18 protein-coding genes and 1 pseudogene are annotated in these 22813 nt (G+C 71.9%); 15 read left to right on the forward strand and 4 right to left on the reverse strand.

Annotation, left to right across the window (positions count from 1 at the left end):
• Positions 1-3 precede the first annotated feature (3 nt).
• Together ACGFSH_RS33460 and ACGFSH_RS33465 are read left to right on the forward strand one after the other, a co-directional pair.
• A pseudogene (locus tag ACGFSH_RS33460) lies at positions 4-942 on the forward strand (hydroxyacid dehydrogenase); the annotation flags it as partial.
• A 139-nt stretch (positions 943-1081) separates the two neighbouring features.
• Complete coding sequence (locus tag ACGFSH_RS33465; protein ID WP_393355194.1) at positions 1082-1606, forward strand: LuxR C-terminal-related transcriptional regulator; 525 nt, start codon at positions 1082-1084, stop codon at positions 1604-1606.
• 83 nt (positions 1607-1689) lie between these two features.
• Here ACGFSH_RS33465 and ACGFSH_RS33470 read toward each other — a convergent pair whose 3' ends face one another.
• Positions 1690-3357, reverse strand: a complete 1668-nt coding sequence (locus ACGFSH_RS33470) for a glutamate--tRNA ligase (RefSeq protein ID WP_393355196.1) — start codon at positions 3355-3357, stop codon at positions 1690-1692.
• 177 nt (positions 3358-3534) lie between these two features.
• Here ACGFSH_RS33470 and ACGFSH_RS33475 point away from each other — a divergent pair, with 177 nt between their 5' ends.
• The 12 genes from ACGFSH_RS33475 (at position 3535) to hemL (ending at position 17503) form a co-directional block, all read left to right on the forward strand.
• Complete coding sequence (locus tag ACGFSH_RS33475; RefSeq protein ID WP_393355198.1) at positions 3535-4764, forward strand: MFS transporter; 1230 nt, start codon at positions 3535-3537, stop codon at positions 4762-4764.
• Positions 4761-5678 carry a TIGR03619 family F420-dependent LLM class oxidoreductase gene (locus tag ACGFSH_RS33480; RefSeq protein ID WP_393355200.1) on the forward strand — a complete coding sequence of 306 codons (918 nt, stop codon included), beginning with the start codon at positions 4761-4763 and terminating at the stop codon, positions 5676-5678. Before ACGFSH_RS33475 ends, ACGFSH_RS33480 begins: the two co-directional genes overlap by 4 nt.
• Positions 5679-5697: 19 nt before the next feature.
• The gene (locus ACGFSH_RS33485; protein WP_393355202.1) at positions 5698-6660 is read left to right on the forward strand and encodes a LysR family transcriptional regulator; all 963 of its coding nucleotides are present in this window, start codon (positions 5698-5700) and stop codon (positions 6658-6660) included.
• 195 nt (positions 6661-6855) lie between these two features.
• Positions 6856-7809: a DMT family transporter gene (locus tag ACGFSH_RS33490; RefSeq protein ID WP_393355205.1), complete on the forward strand. Its 954-nt coding sequence runs from the start codon at positions 6856-6858 to the stop codon at positions 7807-7809.
• A 242-nt stretch (positions 7810-8051) separates the two neighbouring features.
• Positions 8052-8591: a LuxR C-terminal-related transcriptional regulator gene (locus ACGFSH_RS33495; protein WP_393355208.1), complete on the forward strand. Its 540-nt coding sequence runs from the start codon at positions 8052-8054 to the stop codon at positions 8589-8591.
• 141 nt (positions 8592-8732) lie between these two features.
• Complete coding sequence (locus ACGFSH_RS33500) at positions 8733-9479, forward strand: arylmalonate decarboxylase (protein ID WP_393355210.1); 747 nt, start codon at positions 8733-8735, stop codon at positions 9477-9479.
• Positions 9476-10678 carry an FAD-dependent oxidoreductase gene (locus ACGFSH_RS33505; protein WP_393355212.1) on the forward strand — a complete coding sequence of 401 codons (1203 nt, stop codon included), beginning with the start codon at positions 9476-9478 and terminating at the stop codon, positions 10676-10678. Before ACGFSH_RS33500 ends, ACGFSH_RS33505 begins: the two co-directional genes overlap by 4 nt.
• Before the next feature lie 114 nt (positions 10679-10792).
• Positions 10793-11602, forward strand: a complete 810-nt coding sequence (locus tag ACGFSH_RS33510; RefSeq protein ID WP_393355214.1) for an aspartate/glutamate racemase family protein — start codon at positions 10793-10795, stop codon at positions 11600-11602.
• 5 nt (positions 11603-11607) lie between these two features.
• Entirely contained in the window at positions 11608-12627 is a 1020-nt protein-coding gene (gene hemB, locus ACGFSH_RS33515; protein WP_329418066.1) for a porphobilinogen synthase, read from the forward strand.
• A gap of 69 nt (positions 12628-12696) precedes the next feature.
• Positions 12697-14013: a glutamyl-tRNA reductase gene (hemA, locus tag ACGFSH_RS33520; protein ID WP_393355217.1), complete on the forward strand. Its 1317-nt coding sequence runs from the start codon at positions 12697-12699 to the stop codon at positions 14011-14013.
• Positions 14010-16058: an acetate--CoA ligase family protein gene (locus ACGFSH_RS33525; RefSeq protein ID WP_393355219.1), complete on the forward strand. Its 2049-nt coding sequence runs from the start codon at positions 14010-14012 to the stop codon at positions 16056-16058. Before hemA ends, ACGFSH_RS33525 begins: the two co-directional genes overlap by 4 nt.
• A gap of 101 nt (positions 16059-16159) precedes the next feature.
• A complete protein-coding gene (hemL, locus tag ACGFSH_RS33530; protein WP_393355221.1) occupies positions 16160-17503 on the forward strand; it encodes a glutamate-1-semialdehyde 2,1-aminomutase in 1344 nt (447 codons plus the stop codon).
• Positions 17504-17603: 100 nt separating this feature from the next.
• Here the strand turns inward: hemL and ACGFSH_RS33535 are convergent, their stop codons facing one another.
• Positions 17604-18026, reverse strand: coding sequence for an organic hydroperoxide resistance protein (locus ACGFSH_RS33535; RefSeq protein ID WP_393355223.1), 423 nt, complete (start codon positions 18024-18026; stop codon positions 17604-17606).
• A gap of 159 nt (positions 18027-18185) precedes the next feature.
• Between ACGFSH_RS33535 and ACGFSH_RS33540 the strand changes: the two genes are divergently transcribed.
• A complete protein-coding gene (locus tag ACGFSH_RS33540) occupies positions 18186-19253 on the forward strand; it encodes a CaiB/BaiF CoA transferase family protein (RefSeq protein WP_393355226.1) in 1068 nt (355 codons plus the stop codon).
• 234 nt (positions 19254-19487) lie between these two features.
• Here the strand turns inward: ACGFSH_RS33540 and ACGFSH_RS33545 are convergent, their stop codons facing one another.
• Both ACGFSH_RS33545 and ACGFSH_RS33550 read right to left on the reverse strand, forming a co-directional pair.
• Positions 19488-19988: a hypothetical protein gene (locus tag ACGFSH_RS33545; RefSeq protein ID WP_393355229.1), complete on the reverse strand. Its 501-nt coding sequence runs from the start codon at positions 19986-19988 to the stop codon at positions 19488-19490.
• A 45-nt stretch (positions 19989-20033) separates the two neighbouring features.
• Complete coding sequence (locus ACGFSH_RS33550) at positions 20034-21896, reverse strand: UvrD-helicase domain-containing protein (RefSeq protein WP_393355231.1); 1863 nt, start codon at positions 21894-21896, stop codon at positions 20034-20036.
• Positions 21897-22813 lie beyond the last annotated feature (917 nt).

Genomic DNA, 22813 nt, shown 5'->3' on the forward strand with positions numbered 1-22813 from the left:
CCCATGAGCAGACCTGTCGTACTCATCGCCGAGGAGCTGTCGCCCGCCACTGTGGACGCGCTCGGCCCGGACTTCGAGATCCGGCACTGCAACGGAGCGGACCGGGCCGAACTGCTCCCGGCCATCGCCGACGTGGACGCGATCCTGATCCGCTCGGCCACCAAGGTGGACGCCGAGGCGATCGCCGCCGCGAGCAGGCTGAAGGTGGTCGCGCGGGCCGGCGTCGGCCTGGACAACGTCGACGTCTCGGCCTCCACCAAGGCCGGCGTGATGGTCGTCAACGCCCCCACCTCGAACATCGTGACCGCCGCCGAGCTGGCCTGCGGTCTGCTGCTGGCCACCGCCCGCCACATCCCGCAGGCCGACGCGGCGCTGAAGAACGGCGAGTGGAAGCGCAGCAAGTACACGGGTGTGGAGCTGGCCGAGAAGACGCTCGGCGTGGTCGGCCTGGGCCGTATCGGCGCGCTCGTCGCGCAGCGCATGTCGGGCTTCGGCATGAAGGTCGTCGCGTACGACCCCTACGTCCAGCCCGCGCGCGCCGCGCAGATGGGCGTCAAGGTGCTGTCGCTGGACGAGCTGCTCGAGGTCTCCGACTTCATCACCGTCCACCTGCCCAGGACCCCGGAGACGGTCGGCCTGATCGGCGACGAGGCGCTGCGCAAGGTCAAGCCGAGCGTGCGGATCGTCAACGCCGCGCGCGGCGGGATCGTCGACGAGGAGGCGCTGTACTCGGCGCTGAAGGAGGGCCGGGTCGCCGGCGCCGGACTCGACGTGTACGCGAAGGAGCCCTGCACGGACTCCCCGCTGTTCGAGTTCGACCAGGTCGTGGCCACCCCCCACCTCGGCGCGTCCACCGACGAGGCACAGGAGAAGGCCGGCATCGCCGTCGCCCGCTCGGTACGCCTGGCCCTGACGGGGCGGCCCGTGCCGGACGCGGTCAACCAGGTGACCCGCCGCCCCACCACCCAGGAGGCCACGCCCCAGCCCGTGCCGCAGACCGTGCCGCAGCCCGTGCCGCAGCCCGTGTCCCGGGCCGCATGAGGGGGCCGGGCCACATGAGACACGTCAGAAGGCGGTGACCGTGCGGTACATCATCAGCCGCGCGTTCCAGGACGATCCCCGGCTGCACCGGCTCCGGCCGGCCCACCGGACGTACTGGCGCGGGCTCATGCATCAGGGCGTGCTGATCGGCGGGGGCATCTGGGAGGAGGGCCGCAGGGAGGTGCTCGTGGTCAAGGCGCAGGACCGGGCCGCGGTGCACCGGCTGCTCGGCGCGGACCCCTACACCCAGGAACGGCTGACACTGGACGTCACGGTCCAGGGCATGGACGATCTGCTCGGAGCGGAGGATCGAGCAGAGTCCGCGGTCCCGGCCGCCGGTGAGGCCGCCGGGGGCGCCGAACCCGCCGGGCGGCTCAGCGCCCACGAACTGAGGGTCGCCCGGATGATGCTGGACGGACTGACCAACCGGCAGATCGCCGAGCACTTCATGGTGTCGCCGCGCGCGGTGGAGCAGCACATCACGCGCATCTACCGCAAGCTGTCGATCAGCCGCCGCGCGCAGCTGGCGGTCGCCCTGCGCGGCGAGCGGCTGCTCGCGAGCTGAAAGCAACGGGGGACACCCCGGACGGCGGCCCGGACACCGGGCCGCCGTCTCCTCCCGCCCGCGCCCTCCCGGCGGACGCCGTCTCAGCAGCGGCCGGCCGGCGCCCCGGTGGCGAGCGGCCTGAGCCGACGCAGCACCTCCTCCTCCCCGAGCGCCTGGGCCACCTGGAACAGGTCCGGGCTGCGGCGGCTGCCCGTGAGGCACACCCGCAGCACGTTGGCCACGTCCCGGATCGAACCCCGGTAGGCGCCGGGATCGGCCCGGTGGGCGCGCACGTCCGGGGCGAAACCGTGCCGCTCGGCCACCGTGCGCAGCGCCGCGAACCAGTCCTGCGCCGGACCCGCGTGCCGGTAGCCCGCCGCAAGGTCCGCGGCGAGAGCGGACACCGCCGGACCGGGCAGGCCCCCGAAGCGGTCGTCGTCCGGCCGGTCCACCATCTCGTGCAGCTCGGGGAAGCAGAAGCCGTAGCGGGCCGTGAACTCCTGCCAGCACGCGAGGTCCTTGCGGGGCGTGCCGTTGCCGCGCCGGGCCATCTCGAAGGCGGCCAGCGCGAGATCCGGGTGCTTGCGCAGGACGGCGTGCAACTCGGGCGCGTACCCGGCGGCCCAGTCGCCGAGCTGCGCGAGGGCCTCCGCGGGCTCCAGCGAGGCGATGTACTCGCGGCTCAGGGAGCGCAGCTTGAGCAGGTCCACCATCGGGCCGGCGGCCCCCATCTCCGCCAGCCGCAGGGGCTCGGCGAGCGCCCGCCCGGTCGGCAGCCCGGCGACACGGCTGTTGGCCAGCCCGCGCAGATAGTGTTCGACCGCCGCCGCCGGATACCCGGCCGCCTCGTAGAACCCGGCCGCCGACTCGGGGTCCTTGCGCTTGCTCAGCTTGCGCCGGCTGGAGCCGTCCAGCTTCATCAGCGGCGCGATGTGGGCGTACTGCGGCGTGCCGAAGCCGAGCGCGCGGTGCAGCTGGTGGTGCAGCGGCAGCGACGAGATCCACTCCTCGCCGCGCACCACGAGGTTCACCCGCATCAGATGGTCGTCCACCACGTGGGCCAGGTGGTAGGTGGGCAGCCGGCGGCCCTCGTCGTCCGCGGACTTCAGCACCACCACGTCGTTGCCGTTGTCCAGCATCGTCAGCGCCCCGCGCACCAGATCGCGAAAGCGCACCCGGCCCGGCAGGCCGGCGGGGCAGCGCAGCCGGACGGTGTACGGCTCCCCGGCCGCGATCCGCTCCCCGGCCTCCCGCACGGACAGCGATCGGCAGCGCGCCCACTTGCCGTAGTAGCCGAGCGGGGAGCGCGACCGCCGCTGTTCCCCGGCGTTCTCCTCCAGCCGCCCCGGGGAGCAGAAGCACGGGTAGGCCCGCTGCCCGCGCACCAGCTCCCGCACGTACGACAGGTAGATGCCGGCGCGGTCGGACTGCCGGTAGGGGCCCCAGTGGCCCTCCTGTTCACCCTCGTCCGGTTCCAGACCGAAGTAGCGGAAGATCCGGGCGAACTCCTCCGCGGCGCCCGCCACTTCACGGTCCTTGTCGGTGTCCTCGATCCGCACCAGGTACACCCCGCCGGAGCGCCGGGCGAGATCGCGGGCCAGCGTCGCCACGTACAGGCCGCCCAGGTGCATCGAGCCGGTGGGACTGGGCGCGAACCGCGTCACCCGGGCGCCGGGCGGCAGCTCCCGCGGCATGTAGTGCTCCTCCCAGTGGGCGGGCGGGAGCAGGTCGGCGGGGAACCAGGAGTCGATGATGGCACGGTCCTGCATGGCTCATCCCTTCCGTCGCGTGGATGCGGTACGGCGGCCTGCTGGGCCACTGCCCCGTCGGGACGTCGACGTTAGGGCGCTGCGGCCGGACCGGAGCCGTCCGGCGATGCCGGGGATGTGGGAACCCGAACCCCCGGCCCGTCCGAACGCCCCGTCGCGCCGGTCCCCGGGTGAGGCTTGACCCACGCGGACGCCGACGAGGGAGGAGACACCGTGCTGCGCGTGCTGCTGCTCGGGTTCGGAGCGCTGGCGGTGGGGACCGACGCCTATGTGACGGCGGGCCTGCTGCCCGCGGTCGGCCGGGACCTGCACGAGCCGGCCTCCGTGACGGGCCAGCTCGTGACGGTCTTCATGCTCTGCTACGCCCTGCTCGCCCCGCTCGTGGGCGCGGCCCTCTCGCGCTGGGGCGTCCGGCAGGTCCTCGTCGCGGCGCTCTGTCTGTTCTGCCTGGCCAACGCCGCCTCCGCCCTGGCGCCCTCGATGGCCGCGCTGATGGTGGCGCGCGGCCTGGCCGGGGTGGCCGCCGGGGTGTTCATGCCGGTGGCGGCGACCGCGGCGGCCGCGCTCGCCGGCCCCGAACGGCGGGGCCGGGCACTGGCGGTGGTGCTCGGCGGACTGAGTTCGGGCACCGTGCTCGGGGTGCCGGGCGGACTGTTCCTGGCCCAGCACGCGGGCTGGCGGGCGGCCCTGTGGCTGGTCACCGCGATCGGGGTGGTGTCGCTGGCGGGTTCGGCGCTGCTGCTGCCCGCGGTGTCCGGCGCCGCGATGCCCTCACTGCGCGAGCGCGGCGCCCAGCTGACGGACCGCCGGGTCGGGATCGCGGTGCTGACGACGTTCCTTCAGACCACGGCCAGCCTGGGCCTGTACACCTACCTGGTGCCGGTGCTCGACGCGTGCGGTGTCACCGCGCACCGGACGGCGCTGTGGCTGTGGGGCGCCGGAGGCGTCGCGGGAAGCTTCCTGGTCGGCCCGCTGCTGGACCGCACCGGCCGCTCCGGCGCCCAGGTGACGGCGCTGCTCGCCGCGCTGGCCCTGTGCCTGGCCCCGCTGGGGCTGCTGAGCGGCGCGGCCGTGCTCGTGCTGCTGGTGCTGTGGGGCGCGGCAGGCTGGGCGTTCGTGGTGCCGCAGCAGCACCGGCTGCTGGCCCTGCGCCCCTCCGGTGGCGCGGCCGTCCTCGCGCTGAACAGCTCCGCCACCTATCTCGGCGGCTCGGCCGGCGCCGCACTCGGCGGGGCCGTGCTGTCGGCCCAGATCGCGCCGGGCCGGCTGCCGCCGCTCGCCGCGGCCGTGGCCGCCGCGGCCTGCGCGCTGCACCTCCTCGGCCGCCGGTTCACGCCCAGCGCGCCCCACCCAGCCCCGGACGCCGCCTCCGCGCCCGGGGTCCGAGCGAAACGGAGACTCCCATGAAGTTCGGCGCCAACCTGCCCAACTACGGTCCGGCCACCACCGCGCAGAGCATGCTGGACTGGGCCCGGCGGCTGGAGGGGATGGGCTACCACCAGGTGATGGTGTCCGACCACGTGGCGCCCACGCCCGAGGTGGAGCACCTGTTCCCCGCCCCGTTCTACGACCCGTTCACCGTGCTGGCCTGGCTCGCGGGCGTCACGAGCCGCGTGCACATCGGGACGACGGTGACGATCCTGCCGTACCGGCACCCCCTGCTGGTGGCCCGTCAGGTGGCGAACATCGACCGGCTCAGCGGGGGCCGGTTCGTGTTCGGGGCCGCCGCGGGCTGGGCGGCGGGCGAGTTCGCCGCCCTCGGGGTGCCCTACGCCCGCCGGGGGGCCCGCAGCGACGAGTACCTGCGGGTGATGAAGGCCTTCTGGACGCGGGACGTCATCGCGCACGAGGGGGAGTTCGTCAGGTTCGGTCCCGTGCACACCGGTCCCCGCCCGGTGCAGCCGTCGGGACCGCCGGTGTGGATCGGCGGGCACAGCGCGGGCGCCCTGCGCAGGGCCGCGCGCTACGGCGACGCCTGGCACCCGACCTCCGTCACCGCCGACTGGCTGGTGCACGTCGGCCTGCCCGCGCTGCGCGACACCGCCAAGCGGCTGAACCTGCCGGTGCCCGCGCTCGCGCCGCGGATCAAGCTGCGGCTGACCGGCCGGCCGCTGCCCGCCGGGCGGGTGCTCGGCGAGGGCAGCCTGGAGCAGATCCACGACGACCTCGTCCTGCTCGGCCGACTGGGCGCCGACACGGTCGTCCTCGACCCCACCTTTCCCGGCCAGCGGCGGGACGCCGACCGCGACGCCGAGGACCTCGCCGTGTTCGAACGGCTGGCGAAGGAGGTGATCGACCTGGAACACGGACGCCTGCGCTGACGTTGCGCCAGGCATGGGCATGGACAAGGGTGCTGCGACGGCGAAGCCGTACGGCAGCGAAATCGATCTGCGCAAGCTGCGCGTTCTGGTGGAGCTGGACCGGCGGGGCACGGTCAGCGCGGTGGCGGCCGCGCTGCATCTGACGCCGTCGGCCGTCTCTCAGCAACTCGCAGGTCTCGCGAAAGAGTTGGGGGTGACGCTGACCGAGCCGGTGGGGCGCCGGCTGCGGCTCACGGGCGCGGCGAAGGTGGTGCTGCGGCACGCCGAGGAGATCTTCGGGAGCATCGACCGGCTGCACCGCGCCCTGGCCGAGCACTGCGGGGGTGAACGCGGCGAGGTGTCGGTGTCGGGGTTCGGCACCACCCTGTCGCCGCTCATCCTGCCGGCCGCCGGCATCCTCAAGCGGCGCCTGCCCGAGCTGCGCACGACGCTGGCGGAGGTCGATCCGCCCGTCAGCTTCGAGCTGCTGGAACTGGGCCGCACGGACGTGGTCATCGCCGTCGAGTCGCCGGCCGCGCCCGCCCTCGACTCCCGCTTCGACAAGCGGCCCCTGATGACGGAGGTGTTCGACGTGGCGCTGCCCGAGGAGCATCCGCTGGCCCAGGCGCCCTCGCTGACCCTGGGTGAACTGGCCGACGAGGCATGGATCTTCGCCACGGTCGGCATGTGCCAGGAGATCCCCCTCGCGGCCTGCGCGGCCGCCGGCTTCACCCCGCAGGCCACTCACGTCATCGGCGACTGGGACGCCACCTTCGCCGCCGTCCGGCAGGGCCTGGGCATCTGCCTGGTGCCCCGGCTGGCCCGCCGCTCCTCCCAGCCCGGCGTCACGGTGCGGCGCTTCGACGACGCGCCCTGGCGCCGGGTGTTCGCCGCGGTGCGGCCCGGCAGCGGGAGCGTGCCCCAGATCGAGGCGGTCCTGGAGGCCCTGAGCGAGGCGGCACGGGCCGCCGAATCGGAGCTGGAAGAGTCACCCAGGCCGTGATCCCATAGGCGGAAGGCTCCATTCGACCGCCATATCGAATGCTTCAGTCTGCCTTCACGTTCATCGGAAAGATTACTTGCTGGACCCCGGGCAGCGGCACGGGCGACGCTCTTGGTGCGGGTCGGCGGACGGGTTCCGCCCCCGTCTCCTCCCCCCCTCGTCGCCCCTGTCTTCCGCTGAATGTGAGGGTCCGCCATGAAATCCGGCGCGCTGCTGCGACTGTCCGGCCTGAGCCTGCTGTGGGGTTCGGTCTTCCTCTGGATCAAGATCTCCGGGTACGGGTTCTCGCCCGTGGAGATGGTCTTCGTGCGGCTCGTCCTCGGGGCCGCCGTCCTGATGGCCATCGGCCTGACCCGGGGGCAGCGCCCGCCCCGCGACCGCAGGCTCCTCGGACACATGGCCGTGGCCGCGCTGCTCGGCAACGCCATCCCCTGGCTGCTCTTCGCCCAGGGCGAGGTGACCGGCTCCAGCAACGTCGCCGGCATCATCAGCGGCACCGGCCCCGTGTGGACGCTCGGCGCGGCCGTGCTGCTCGGCTCCGAGAAGCGGCTGGGCGCCGCCCGCATCCTGGGCATGGCCGTCGGTCTGCTCGGCGTGGTCCTGGTGGCCGCCCCCTGGAGCCCCGGCACCCACGCCTCCACCAGCAGCATCGTCTGCTTCGTCCTCGGCGCCGTCAGCTTCGGCAGCAGCTTCGCCTACGTCGGCCGCTTCCTCGCCGGCCGCGGCATCCCCGTCTTCATGCTGGCGGGCGGGCAGTTGACCATCGCCGCCGTGCTCACCCTGTTCGCCGTGCCGTTCATCGGCCTGGAGCCCGTCGAGTGGCGCACCGACTCCGTGATCGCGCTGATCATCCTCGGCGTGGTGTGCACCGGCTTCGCCGTCCTGCTCAACACGGTCATCATCACCAAGGACGGCCCCGCCGCCGCGGCCACCGTCATCTACCTGATGACCGTCGTGTCCGTCGTCCTCGGCGCCGTCTTCCTCGACGAGCCCCTCGGCTGGAGCGTCCTGCTCGGCACCGCCGCCGTGCTCGTCGCGATCGCGCTGCTGCGCCGCAAGCCCGTGGACAAGCCCGCGCAGCAGACCGCGGCCACCACCCCCGCCGGCGCGCCCGCACCGTCGAAGGGGCTGACCGCCGGAGCCCAGTGAGGCCCGCGGACCCCACCGCACGCACCACCCCTGGACGGGACCCGGCGGGCCGGTGACACCACGGCCCGCCGGGTCCCGTCGGCCGTTGCCCCACCGGAGACTCGCCCGCCTGCGGCCCTCCCCCCCCGGCCTACCCCTCCAGTTAGCCCCTTGCTTAACCCCTCTCTTGCCCACCGCCTCCGACCGGGACCGCCACCCGGAACGGAACCGGCGCCCGCGCCGCGCACACCCTGAGGTGACCTATGCCGTACGTCGTCGAACGCACCTTTCACCCCGCCGAATCCCGCCTGCACCAGGCCTGGCCCGACCATGTCGCGCACCTGCGCTCGCTGTCCGGCCGCGGCATCCTCGTCGGCGGCGGCCTCGCCGGCACGGGAAACGGCGACATCCTGGTGATCGCCGTCTCCGACGAGGTCTCCCTGCACCGGATCCTGCGCGGCGACCCCCTCGTCCGGCAGGGACTCATCGCCCGGACCAGGATCCGCTCCTGGAACGTCGAGTACGGCCACAGCGCGCTCACCGGACGCGAGCCCGAGGAGCCCGCCGCCGCCCCCGACGCGGTGCTCACCCCGCACGAGTCGCGCATCGCCCGCATGGTGCTGTCCGGCATGACCAACCAGCGCATCGCCGAGCGGCTGAACGTGTCCTGCCGGGCCGTGGAACAACACCTCACCCGCATGTACCGGAAACTGTCGATCAGCCGCCGCGCCCAGCTCGCCGCCGCCCTGGGCGCGACCGTTCCGCGCTTCGGAATTCCGCAGCCGGAACGCCTCACTGCGTGATTCCGTAGTGCCGCGCATCGCCCTCCCCACCTAGCGTTCCAGGCGTCGGGAAAGCCCCCTGCCGGACATCCCCGGCACGGCGGAAACCGCCCTCGGGAATTCCCGGAAAGCCTCGGAAAAACGCTTCGGAAAAGGGGAAAGATGTCCTTGCAATCCGCGGAACGCCTCGGGGTCGTCGTTCCCTCCGGCAACGCCGCCGCCGAACCGGAGATCGCCAGCCTCGTCCGGCCCGCGATGAACACGCACACCTCCCGCTTCCCCGTCCTGCCGGGACGGACCCTGCGCGAGCGGCTGGACGCCTACAACGAGGGCCTCGACGAGGTCGTCGCCGGATTCGGCGGCCTGAAGCTCGGCGCGGTCGTCGTGGCGTGCAGCGGCTCGCACTACCTGCTCGGCCCCGACGGCGACCGGGCCCTGTGCGAGAAGCTCGCGGACAAGGGCGGCCGGCCCGTCGCATCCTCCACCCTCGCCACCCTGGACACCTGCGCCGACCTCGGCGTCCGCGACATCGTCCTGGTCTCGCCGTACGAGCCCTGGCTGACCGACCTGTCCCGCACCTTCTGGGAGCAGGCCGGCCTCACCGTCTCGCGGGTCGTCCCGATCCGGGCCGGCGACCGCTTCTCCCCCTACGACGTCTCCACCGGCGACCTGGTCCGCCAGGTCGCCGAGGCCGGACTCGGCGACGACGAGGCCCTGTTGCTCACCGGCACCGGCATGTTCACCTTCGACGCCCTGCGACAGATCGGTGAGGGCAACGACCGCGTCCTGCTCACCTCCAACATCTGCTCGGCCCGCTGGGCGCTGAAGCAGACGGGCCTGCCGGCCGACCCCGCGGAGGAGACGGGACTGCTGCGCCGGCTCACCGCCCGCACAGGCGGGACGGCATGAGCGTGCGCCGCCGCCCGGTGGTCGTCGTCGGCGCCGGACCCGTCGGGCTCACCGCGGCCCTGGTCCTGGCCCGCGGCGGCGTGCCGGTCACCGTCCTGGAATCCTCCCGGGACCTGTCCACGGCCTCCCGCGCCTCCACCTTCCACCCCTCCACCCTCGACCTGCTCGACGAACTCGGCGTCGCCGCCCCCCTGCGCGCCGCAGGCCGGCAGGTGCACGAGATCCAATGGCGGGACCTGGAGCAGCGGGTCCTGCACCGCATCGGCTACGACGCCCTGAACGGCCGCACCGCCCACCCCTACCGGGTGCACGCCGAGCAGTCACGCCTCACCCCGCTGCTGCTGGCCGCGCTCGAGGAGCACCCGCACGCCGAAGTGTGCTTCACCAGCACCGTCTTCGACGTGCGGCCCCGCACGGACGCCGTACGGCTGTGGATCGACGGGCCCACCGGGCTGCGCACGCCGCTGGACGCCGAGTACGTGGTGGCCGCCGACGGCAGCCGCAGCACGGTCCGTTCCGCGCTCGGGCTGCCCTCCCGGGCCACCGAATACCCCTCGTACGCCCTGCGCGTGGTGACGCACACGCCCCTCGACGGGCTGCTGCCGGACCTGGCGCCCCTGGCCTACGTCCGTGACAGCCGGCAGTCCTTCAGCGTCCTGGGCATGCCCGACCACTGGCGGCTCATCTTCCGCATGCCGGCGGACGTGCCGCGCCGCCAGGTCGTGGAGCGGGCGCAGGTGAGCGCCCTGCTGCGCCGGGCCCTGCCCTCCTGCGCCGACGACGTCCAGATCGCCGACGCGCACACCTACCGGCTCGCCTCCTTCGTCCTGCCCGACTACCGGGCAGGCCGGGTGCTGTTCGCCGGCGACGCCGCGCACCTCACCTCCACCGCCGGCGGCATGAACATGAACTGCGGACTGCACGACGCCGTCGCCTGGGGACGCGCGCTGACCCGGCTGCACCACGGCCCGGCCGACGAACGCGTCCTCGCCTCGGTCGCGGCGCAACGGCGCCGGGCGGTGACGGAGAAGGTGATCCCGCGCAGCGAGGCCCGCACGGCCGGCCTGGACGACCCGGCCCGTCTGCGCGGCGCCCTGGAGACCGTCGGCCGCATCGCCGCCGACCCGCAGCGCACCACCGACTACCTGCTCAAGGCCTCGCTGCTGGACTGCGCCCCCCGGCCCCAGCTCACCCACTGACCCGCCGCCGACGCCCCCCGCTCTTTACCCCTCCATTCCACCCGAACATCAACCCCTTCCTCCGCCCATCCGTGTCTTCCCCTGCCCGTTTTCAGCCGAGAGGACGGAAGCGCCATGCGCATCTGGTTCCACAAACACACCGTGGAAGGACGGCTGCCACTGCTCGACCAGTGGTATCGCGAGCATCTGGACGCGATCGCCGCCCCCGGCACCGTCATCGACATCAAGACGCTGCCGGCCGACACCTACCCCGACAACACCCCCTTCGGACTGGTCGGCCACCACGCCGCCCAGGTCCTGTTCAGCGAGCACTTCGCCCACTCGGCCCTCCAGGCCGAACGCGCAGGCTACGACGCCTGGATCACGGCGGCCGGCCAGGACCCCGGCCTGCGCGACGCCCGCCACCTGGCCGCCGTACCGACGCTGGGCTACGGCGAGACGGCGTTCTTCCTGTCGGCCCTCACCGGCCACCGCTTCGGCCTGCTCGGCTTCATGCCGCCGCTGGAGGAGCCCATCCGGGCCAACGTCAGCCGCTACGGCCTGGAGCGCTCCATGGCCGCCTACGAGGTCGTGCCCGGCGGCTGGGACGGCGTCCACCGCGCCCTCGACGGCGACTGCGACCAGTTCCTCACCGCCTACACCGAGGCCGCCGCCCGCGCTCGCAAGGCCGGCGCCGAGATCATCATCCCCGCCGAGGGCATCCCCAACGAGATCTTCTGGCACCTCGGCGTCCGCGAACTGCACGGCATGCCCGTGGTCGACCCGGCCGGCCTCGCCGTGAAATTCGCCGAACTCACCATCACCCTGCGCGACCTGCGCATCTTCTCCCGTTCCGACGCCGGCTACTGGTTCCACCGACCGCCCGCCGAGATCTCCCAGCACCTCGAGAAGGTCTTCCTCGGCTCGATCCTCCAAGGAGCGTGATCCGCATGACCATCCAGTCGACCATCGGCCCCGCCCCCGTCAGCACCCCCGCAGGCGCCCCGCTGCACCGGCCCCGCCGGCTGCGCCGCACCCCGCACCTGCGCCGCCTCACCGCCGAGACCCAGGTCCACGCGAGCAACCTGATACAGCCCCTGTTCCTGCGCGAGGGCCTGACCGCCCCCCGCGAGATCCCCTCCATGCCGGGCGTGTTCCAGCACACCCGCGACACCCTGCGCAAGGCGGCCGTCGAGGCCGTCAGCGCCGGCGTCGGCGGAGTGATGCTGTTCGGCATCCCGCAGGAGAAGGACGAGCGGGGCAGCGGCGCCGTCGACCCCGACGGCATCCTCCAGGTCGCGCTGCGCGACGTGGCCGCCGAGGTCGGCGACGCCACCGTCGTCATCGGCGACATCAACCTCGACGAGTACACCACCCACGGCCACACCGGCGTCCTGGGCCCCGACGGAGACGTCGACAACGACGCCAGCGTCGAGCTGTACGGCCAGGCGGCCGTCGTGCAGGCCGAAGCCGGCGCCCACATCGTCGCCCCCAGCGGCATGATGGACGGTCAGGTCGGACACATCCGGGCGGCCCTCGACGCGGCCGGCCACCACAACGTCGCCATCCTCGGCTACTCGGCCAAGTACGCCTCCCACTTCTACGGCCCCTTCCGCGACGCCGTCGAGTCCTCCCTCCAGGGCAACCGCCGCACCTACCAGCAGAACCCCGGCAACATCCGCGAGTCCCTGCGCGAGGTCGCCCTCGACATGGCCGAGGGCGCCGACATGGTCATGGTCAAGCCCGCCCTGGCCTACCTCGACATCGTCCGGCTGATCGCCGACCACGTCGACGTGCCCGTCTCCGCCTACCAGGTCTCCGGCGAGTACTCGATGATCGAGGCCGCCGCCGCCCGGGGCTGGCTGGAGCGCGACGGCTCCATCGTGGAGAGCCTCACCTCGATCCACCGGGCCGGAGCCTCCCAGATCATCACCTACTGGGCCACCGAGTTCGCGCCCCGCCTGGGCTGACCCGCCCCCGCCACGCCCGGTCCCCGGGCCGGGCGCCCTCCCCACGTCATCCATCGAGGTGCAAGGAACGTGCGACGAACCACACCGGACGACAACCGGTTCCTCGCGGTGGGCATCAGTCACGCCACCGCCCCCCTTGACCTGCTCGAACAGCTCTACGAGAGCCCCAAGCCGCTCGACGACCTGGCCCAGCGCATCGCCGACGCCGACGGCCTGACCGCCTCGCTGATCCTGTCCACCTGCAACCGGCTCGAGGTCTACGCCGAGGCCGCCCCCGACACCGACCCCGTGCCCGTCCTCGACGCCCTCATCGCCGACCACACCGGCGTCGACGCCCGGGAACTGGCCCCCTACCAGTACGTACGGCACGACGACGATGCCCTGCGCCACCTGTTCCAGGTCGCCTCCGGCCTCGACTCCGTCGTCCTCGGCGAGGACCAGATCCTCGGCCAGGTCAAGGAGGCCCTCGAACGCGCCCAACGCGTCGGCGCGACCAGCAAGACCCTCAACCAGGCCGTCCAGGCCGCACTGCGCACCGGCAAGCGGGCCCGCAACGAGACCGGACTCAACGAGGCCGGCCGCTCCCTGGCCACCGCCGGCCTGGCATTCTTCGAGCGCACGGTCGGCTCACTCGACGGGAAGACCGCCCTCGTCATCGGCGCCGGCTCGTTCGGCGGGGTCGTCCTCGCGGCGCTGCGCCGCTCCGGCCTCAGCCGCGTGCACATGGCCAACCGCACCCCCGAGAAGGCCCAGCGCCTCGCCGAGACCGCCGACGGCCGCGGCCACCCGCTGCACGACATACCCCGCCTGCTGACCGAGGTCGACGTGGTCGTCAGCTGCACCGCCGCCACCGAACCCCTGCTGCGCGCCCACCAGGTCGCCGACGCCATGCCCGCGCGCGACGGCCGCGACCTGTACCTGCTCGACCTCTCCCTGCCGCGCAACATCGAACCCGAAGCCGGCCAGATCCCCGGAGCCACCCTCGTCGACCTCCAGCGCATCGCGGAGGAAGGCGGCGACGACGAACTGTCCGTGGCCAGCGTCGAGAGCGCACACCGCATCGTCGACACCGACGTCGAGGCCCTGAAGGCCGCCCGCCGCGCCGCCCGCGCCACCCCCGCCCTCTCCGCGCTGCGCGCCACCGCCGCCGAGGCCACCGAAGCCGAACTCGCCCGCCTCGGCAAGCGGCTGGAAGCCATGGACGGCGAAACCCTCCAGGAGGTCTCCCGCACCGTCCGCCGCATCGTCGACAAGGTCCTCCACCAGCCCACCGTCCGCGCCCGCGAACTGGCCGGACGCTCCGACGGCGACGTCTACGTCGACGCCCTGCACATCCTGTTCGCCCCCCACCCCGCCCCCGCGTCCGCCCAGGAGGTCATGGCATGAGCGCGATCTCAGCCCTGTGGAACGCCGACTCGATCGCCGTCATCGGCGCCACGGAACGCCCCGGAGCGCTGGGCCGCAAGCCGATGGACTTCCTGCTGCGCCACGGCTACAAGGGCCGCATCCTGCCCATCAACCCGAAGGGCGGGAGCATCCTCGGCGTCCCCGCCTACGCCTCTCTCAAGGACGCGCCCGGCCCGATCGACCTGGCGCTGATCATGGTGGGCGCCGACCGCGTCGCCGGCGCCGTCGACGACTGCGTCGAGGCCGGCATACCGCTCGCCATCATCGCCTCCTCCGGCTTCGCGGAAACCGGGCCCGACGGGGCCGCCCTCCAGGACGAGATCGTCGCCCGCGCCCGCGCCGGCGGACTGCGCCTGATCGGACCGAACTGCATCGGCGCCGTCAGCTTCAACAACCGTGTCCTGGCCACCTTCAGCCCTCTGTTCGGCGCCGAGAGCGTCCCCTTCGAACCCGGCACCCTCGGATTCGTCAGCCAGAGCGGCGCCCTCGGCTTCGGCGCGGCCAGCCTCGCCCTCCAGCGCGGACTGCGCCCCGGCTGGGTGGTGAGCACCGGCAACGACGCCGACGTCACCGCACTGGAGGTGCTGCGCGAACTGGCCCAGGAGCCCGAGTGCCAGGGACTGCTCGGCTACCTGGAGGACGTGCCCGACCTGGACACCCTGCGCGCCCTGAGCGCCTCCGGCAAACCCGTGGCACTGCTGAAGTCCGGACGCACCGAAGCCGGCGGCCGCGCCGCCGCCTCCCACACCGGCGCCCTCGCCACCGACGACCGCGTGCTCGACGCGGCACTGCGCCAACTGGGCATCGCCCGGGTCGACGACATCGACGAACTCCTCGACGCCGCCGCCGCGTTCGAGGCCCCCCTGCGCCCGAAGGGCCCGCGCGTCGCCGTGGTCACCACCTCCGGCGGCTCCGGCATCCTCGCCGCCGACGCCATCGAGGACTCCGGCCTCCAGCTGAGCCGGCTGTCACCACAGAGCATCGCCGCGCTCACCGAGATCGTGCCGCCGTTCGGCGCGGTGGAGAACCCCGTCGACATCACCGCGACCGTGCTCAGCGACCCCACCCTGTTCGACCGGTCGCTGGACGTGCTGCTCGAGGACGACTCGGTCGACATCATCATCGCCTGCTTCTGCGTCATGGCCGGACCCGACGTGCAGAAGGCGGTCACCGCCCTGTCCAAGGCGGCCCGCAAGGGCGGCAAGCCGATCCTGGTGGCCCGCACCGGCGCCGACTTCCTCGCCCCGGACGCCCCCGCCATGCTCCGCGACGCCCAACTGCCGGACTACCCGACCCCGGCCCGCGCGCTGAAGGCCGCCGCCGCACTGTGGCAGGTCAGCCGCCCCCGCCCGGACACCGACCGCGACACCCTCACCCCGCCGCTCCCCGCGCCCGCACCCGAGGCCACCGAGCCGCAGCTCAAGCACCTGCTCGCCACCGCCGGCATCACCGTGCCCAAGGGCCGCACCGCCCACGACGCCGACGACGCGGCCGCACTCGTCCGCGAGCTGGGCGGCCGCGCCGTGCTGAAGGCCGTCGTGCCCGGACTGCTGCACAAGTCGGAGGCGGGCGGCGTCCGCGTGGGCGTCACCGAACAGCAGGCGCCGAGCGCCTTCGCCGACCTGGCCGCGCTCGGCGGCGAGGTCCTCGTCGAGGAACTGGCCCCGGACGGGGTCGAGGCGCTGGTGGGCGTCCGCACCAGCCCGCTGGGAACCGTCCTGACCGTGGGACTCGGCGGCATCTTCACCGAGGTCCTCGACGACGTCGCCCACCGCGTACTGCCCCTCGCCGACGGCGAGGCCGAGCACATGATCTCCGAACTGCGCGGCGCGGCCCTGCTGCACGGCGCGCGCGGCACGGCGGAACTCGACACCGCGGCACTGGCCGACCTGCTGTACCGCCTGTCCGACGCGATCTGCGACTGGCCGGGCGACTTCGAACTGGACCTCAACCCGGTCCGGGTGCTGCCGCACGGCGCGACCGTCCTGGACGCCGCCTACAGCACAGCCACCACCCCCCACTGACGAACGCCCCCAGCCCCCCCCGGGGCCGGTGGCCTCCCACCACCGGCCCCACCCCCCACCCCCCGCCGTCTTCCTCTCCTTCTTGCGAAAGGCACCGACCGATGTCCTCATCCCCTGCACCCGCCGCCGCCCTCGACGGTGGCGCCGGCACCGCCTCGGCCTCGCTGTTCGAACGGGCCGCGACGGTCATCCCCGGCGGCGTCAACTCCCCTGTGCGGGCGTTCGGTTCCGTCGGCGGCACCCCCGTCTTCATGGCCTCCGCGCAGGGCCCCTACCTCTACGACGTCGAAGGCCGCGAGTACGTCGACCTCATCTGCTCCTGGGGCCCGATGATCCTCGGCCACCGGCACCCGGCGGTCCTCGACGCGGTCCGCGCCGCACTCGCCGCGGGCACCTCCTTCGGCACCGCGACCGAGGGGGAGATCGCCCTCGCGGAGGAGATCGTCGACCGCGTCGCCCCCGTGGAGAGGGTCCGGCTGGTCACCTCCGGCACCGAGGCCACCATGTCCGCGATCCGACTGGCGCGCGGCTTCACCGGCCGATCCAAGATCGTCAAGTTCGCGGGGTGCTACCACGGCCACGTCGACGCCCTCCTGGCCGCCGCGGGCTCCGGCCTGGCCACGTTCGCCCTGCCCGACACCCCCGGCGTCACCGGCGCCCAGGCCGCCGACACCCTCGTCCTGCCGTACAACGACCTGGCCGCGGTCGAGCGCGTCTTCGCCGAGCGCGGCCCGGAGATCGCCTGCGTGATCACCGAGGCCGCGCCGGGCAACATGGGCGCCGTCCCGCCCCTGCCCGGCTTCAACGCCGGCCTCAAGGACCTGTGCCGGCGCCACGGCGCCCTCTTCATCTCCGACGAGGTCATGACCGGCTTCCGCGCCGGCCGCGCCGGCTGGTACGACCGGGACGGCGTGGCGGCGGACCTGTTCACCTACGGCAAGGTGATGGGCGGCGGCTTCCCCGCCGCGGCCTTCGGCGGCCGGGCCGACGTCATGGCCCATCTCGCCCCGGCCGGCCCCGTCTACCAGGCGGGCACACTCGCCGGGAACCCGGTCGCCACCGCCGCAGGCCTCGCGACCCTGCGCCACTGCACCGAGGCGGTCTACGAGCGCCTCGACACCGTGTCCGCCACCATCGGGACCGAAGTGTCCGCCGCGCTCTCCGCCGAAGGCGTCGCCCACACGCTCCAGTACTCCGGAACGATGTTCTCGGTCTTCTTCTCGCAGCGGCCGGTCCACGACTACGACGACGTCAGGGCCAGCGAGGCCTTCCGCTACCGGGCCTTCTTCCACGAGATGCTGCGCCAGGGCGTCTACCTGCCGCCGTCGCCGTTCGAGGCGTGGTTCGTGTCCGCCTCGCACGACGACCGGGCCGTGGACCGCATCGTCGCGGCCCTCCCGCAGGCCGCCAAGGCCGCCGCGGCCGCAGAGCCCCCGGCGAAGTGAGCACACCCGGACACACGGACGCCGCCGGAGCCGGACCCCGTCCGACTCCGGCGGCACACCGGAAGCACCACGCCCCCAAGGGGACCCGGGGAACCGGCCGTCAGCCGGCCACCACCTCGATCCCCACACGGATGTTGCCGCGCACGGCACGCGAGTAAGGGCAACGGGCATGAGCCCGGTCCGCCAACTCCCGCGCCGTCTCCGCTGCCACACCCGGCATCCGCACCGTCAGATCGGCGCTGATCCCGTAACCGGAGTCGTCCCGCTCGAGGTGCACCCGAGCCGTGACGACCGGCTCCTCGCCGAGCGGCACCCGCGCCTCACGCGCGGACAACCGCAACGCGCTGTGGAAGCAGGCCGCGTACCCCGCGGCGAACAACTGCTCCGGATTGGTCCGCTCCCCGGAACCGCCCACCTCCTTGGGCGCATCCAGCTCGAGCTCCAGCACACCGTCCGAGGAGCTGACCCGACCCTTGCGCCCGTCTCCCGACGAAGCGACCTCAGCCGTGTAAAGAACCGTCACGATTCCCGTCCTTCCTCACCAGAGAAGCAAAACAAAAACAAAAGCACTCGCAAGATAGGGAGGAAATGAAAGAAGAAACAATACGGAACCCCGAAGCGTAAATCGCCGACCGATCCGCCAAAACTAATCCTGGAAGTCACTGGAAAGGAGATGAGCCTCATGGGGCCACTCAACGGTGTACGCGTGGTCGAGCTCGCGAGCGGCGCACCCTGCGCCTTCGCCGCCACGCTCCTCGCAGACCTGGGCGCCGACGTCGTCCGCATCGACCGCCCGCGCGCCGGCACATCCGGACCCGCCGACCCCCTCGGCCGCTCCCGCCGCTCGGTCACCGCCGACCTCAAGAACCCGGACGACATACGCACGGTGCGCGCCCTCGTGGACCGCGCCGACGTGCTGCTCGAAGGCCTGCGCCCGGGAGCATGCGAACGCATGGGCCTGGGCCCGGAGACCTTCGACGACTCCAACCCCCGGCTCATCTACGCCAGGGTGTCCGGCTGGGGCCAGAACGGACCCTGGGCACAACGCTCCGGACACGACATCAGCTTCCTCGCCCTGGCCGGAGCACTCGACAGCGACGCCGACGCCGCCGGCTTCCCGTCTCCCCCCTCGACCTACCTGTCCACCTTCGCGGGCGGCGGCCTGCTCCAGGTCCTCGGCGTCCTGGCGGCACTGCACGAGCGCTCACGCAGCGGGCGCGGCCAGGTCGTCGACGCGGCCATGGTCGACGGAGCGGCCCTGCTGGAGGTCATGATCCGCCAATGGCGGGAGAACCCGGGCAACGTCACGGTGACCGACGCGCCGTTCTACACCACCTACGCATGCCAGGACGGCGGACACGTAGCGGTCGGCGCGATCGAACCGCGCTTCTACGACGCCCTCTGCACCCAGCTCGACCTGAACCCCGCCGCCCTGCCCGACCGCGGCGACCAGGCGAACTGGCCGGCCCTGCGCGACCGGATCGCCGAAGCCTTCCGAACCCGCCCCCGCGACCACTGGGCCAAGGTGTTCGCCGACCAGGACGCCTGCGTAGTACCCGTCCTCACCCCCGAGGAAGCCGCGGAACACCCCGCCCTGCGCGAGCGCGCGACGTTCACCGAGGTCGCCGACCGCCCCCAGCCGTCCCCCGCCCCCCGCTTCTCCCGCACACCGCCCCCCACCCCCCGCCCGGCCCCCACCCCCGGCGCCGACACCAACGCCGCACCGTCAGCCTGGAACACACCGACCTGACCGCCCCCCACCCCGCATCAGCCGGGAGGAGGACGTTCAGATCGCCTTACGATCGACGGATACCACTGGGGGACCCCGCCAGCGCACTGCTGCCGACGAGAAATGCGGCCTCCTCACCCAGGGATCGCTACATCCCCGCCCCCTGAGGCCCGGCCTTCAGGAACAGACGAAATCCGAACCCCCCGGGCTCCCGCGGCCGCGGTACCCCTTCTTCCGAAGGCCCCGCGGCCGCGGTCAACCCTTCCCCAACAGCATTGAACGCCGTGCCTGCCTAAGGTGGTCGCGCAGCAACGCGCGCAGCTGCGACAAGGGAACACGAGCGCCCAGAGCACCGAGGAACTCCGGAACGTTCCACGTGATCAGAGCGCCCTGACGGGAAAGATAGAGGCCCACCCGATCCACGCCATACGCGTCGTCGTAGTCGAGCAGCAGGTATCCGGCAAGCTGCTGCACCGCAGAGCGGTTGATCGTGTGGGGGCGCGCAGTGGCCTTGCAGTCGATCAGCAGCCCACCGACGATGAAATCCGCATCAGCCCCGCCCAAGTCGGCACTGCCGGCGAACACCGGCCCGCACACCCGCTGCTCGTCCGGCAACTGCCTGAACGGTGCGAAAGGCCGCTCGGCCAGCTCCATCTGCTCGGCGATGTCCTCCAGCACGTACGCCGGCACCGCCGCGGCCAGATGATCCAAGGTGGTGTGCGCGTCGGCGAGGGCGGCGCCGGGGGAAGACACCATTGCGGTAGACGGCCTCATAGAACCCCGCCACATGACACAGCCTGGTCAGCTCCTCATCGCCCAGTCGTCGGGGCACACCCGCCAAATGATTCTGAAAACGCGCAAGCAACTGCAAGCCGGCCGTATGCAAGGCCGCACGCACCTCGAAGGCGGGAGCTCCGTCGATCGGGAGCCGGCTGCCGAGAAGCCGAACGCCCGTCGCGACCGCGTCTCCAGGGCCATGCCCCAGACTGAACCGCAGTCGGTAGTCGATGGTGTGCCCAAGGGCCGCATAGTCGGGGCGCCGCTCATCCATGGGCTGCACCGCAGGGGAAGTCCACGCGAGCGTTGCCGGTATGCGCCGACCACCCGCTCCGTGCGCGGCAGGTGCCGGTCCAAAAAGACGGACATCGGTGAGCGCGGGTACTGGAGCTGTCCGGTCAACGGCAGCGCGGTCAAGGGCACACCGTCCGGGGTATGGGTCACACTCGCGCGCGAGGTCTGCGGGACCTGGGCTTCGGCCCACTGGATCCCTGTCGTATCCAGCACCTCCCGAGCCCGCGTCACCGCCACGTAAATGAGGCGCGCCTCCGCCGGGTGCACTCCCCGCGCTCCCCGTGCCCCGGCCTCATCCGCTCGGGGCGTGAATCCGGCCCCGATCCGCACGCGCCTCCACTCTCGCCCTTTGGCCTTGTGCACAGTCGACACCACCACCCGCGCCTGCTCCTCATCGACCATGCGCTTCACGGCCGCGATGATCTGTTGCGGCCCGTAGGTATCGACCAGCTCCACGATCGCCTTCAGCTCTGCTGCCGCGGAGTCCTGCTCCGCGTACTCCTGCACCTCGCCCCATGACGAGAACAGGAACAGCTCATGATGTGAGGTCCGCCTGCCTGCCCGCAGATCGATCGCAGCCTCAGCAATCTTCAACAGCGGATTACCACCCCCGGCCAGCGCGACCGGCACTCCTTCCTCGAGGAAGCCCAAAACCTCAACGAGCGCGTCCGCGTTCCCGCGGCACAACACCGCGTCAGGGACCTCGACTTTCCCGAGCCCCGACGGTCCTTTGGCGTGCCCAGTCAGTTGCATCGAAGATGACGCGGCCCGCAACCACAGATTCGCCACTTCTGCGATCGCCGGCCCGAACCTGAACGACTGGGTCAACTCCAGCCGCTGCCCCGGGAATCCGCTCATGATGTCCTTGGCATGCCGCCACTCGTAGATCTGCTGCGCGGAATCCCCCACACACACTCGCTGCGCTTCCTGTGCGAGGAAGATTTCCTCCAGGACCGGGTTGGCGTCCTGTGCTTCGTCCAGCAGCACGAAGTCCGCAGGCAACCTCGGTCGCGTCAGCGCCCACATCTTGAGGTAGTGGTCGTGCTGGAAGGGCAGCGTCCCTTCAGGTGAACAGATGTCGTCCCACGCCCACCGAGCCCTTTTCAACAGTACTTCCGCCAGATACTGCGCCCCCTGGTCATCCAGCCCATTCACCGGACCCAGATGCCGGGCCGCCACCTGCTCGTCCGTGCTGTAGCAAAAGCGCCGGACCATTTCCATCACGAGCCGCGCCTGCGTCGTCGCCCTGAGCCGCCTCTTGCCCACCGCCAGGTCGCGGTCCAGCCCCAGCAACTGCGCCGTACGCTTCAGCGGCATGTGACGAGAAGCGTCAAGACGGTCCTGGAACCGGCGACCTACAGCCCGGTGGGCCAACGAGTGCGATGTACGACATTGCACGTTGCCTCCGAACCGGTTCTTCGCCTCCTCCGCGATCGGTTTGTTGAACGCCACGTACAGCCCTCGCCGATGCGTCGCCGAGCCCATCATCACCAGTGTTGACGTCTTTCCCGTCCCGGCGCCGGCCACCAACGCCAAGTTCTGGCCCGCAGCAAATGCCTCTCGGGCCAATTCCTGCTCAACCGTCGCCCTCACAACCACATCACACACCCCTCCACCCGCACCTACCGGTCACCGCATACGACGAGCATGACGAAGCCCACTGACACCCTGTCACCTAGTCTCATACACCCATGCGAATCTTCGAACGGTGGACCGATCGACCACCCTTCCCGGGCCTCCAAGCCAGGCCGTGCCTCAGTTCAGCAGGAGGCGCCGGGGGCACGGTAAGTTACACAGCTAAGTACAGTGATTCACTATTTGAATAAAGTCCCCCTCGATAAAAGGGTACGAGCCTGTAACACGACACCTCTTCGACGAGTCGTGTTACAGGCTCACTGGGCGTCAATGAACATGCTGGACTGGGTTCGAGGATAGGGGGAGGCTTCGGGAGGAACGCAGCGGCACCGATCACCGAAGTGGGGCCGGCACTCCGTCATACCCATGGCCCGTCACAACCGTTGCGTAGGTGGTGGATGAGATTCCCAATCCCTACACAGCCCCAAGCGCGATACACCCCTCACCGTTAGCCGATGGAATCCCGCAAGCAGAATCCCGCAAGCGGGATTCTGCTTGCGGAATCAAATTTCCGCGCATGCGCGGAAATTTGGCGGAGCGTCAGCGGAGCCATTTTATGCAGAGAGTGAAGCGGAAAAGTAAATTACCGCGCAGCGGTAATTTACGAAGGCGCAGCGGTTTCACAAGGCGCGCAGCCCCCTACTCCCGCCAGATACTCCCCAGTCGCCAGCCCGGCGAAGCCGGCAGGGCGGGAGCGCAGCGGACGCCCGCAGCTCCCGCTTGCGGGAACTGCATCCCCCTTCAGCATTGGAGCGAAGCGGAAATGCTTACATAAAGCGCGCAGCGCTTTATCAGAAATCCGCTTGCGGATTTCATGAATTCGCGGAGCGAATTCTATATGCCCCGGCTTGCCGGGGCATATCCCGCTCCGCGGG

This window comes from Streptomyces sp. NPDC048481, assembly GCF_043200075.1.
Lineage (GTDB): Bacteria > Actinomycetota > Actinomycetes > Streptomycetales > Streptomycetaceae > Streptomyces.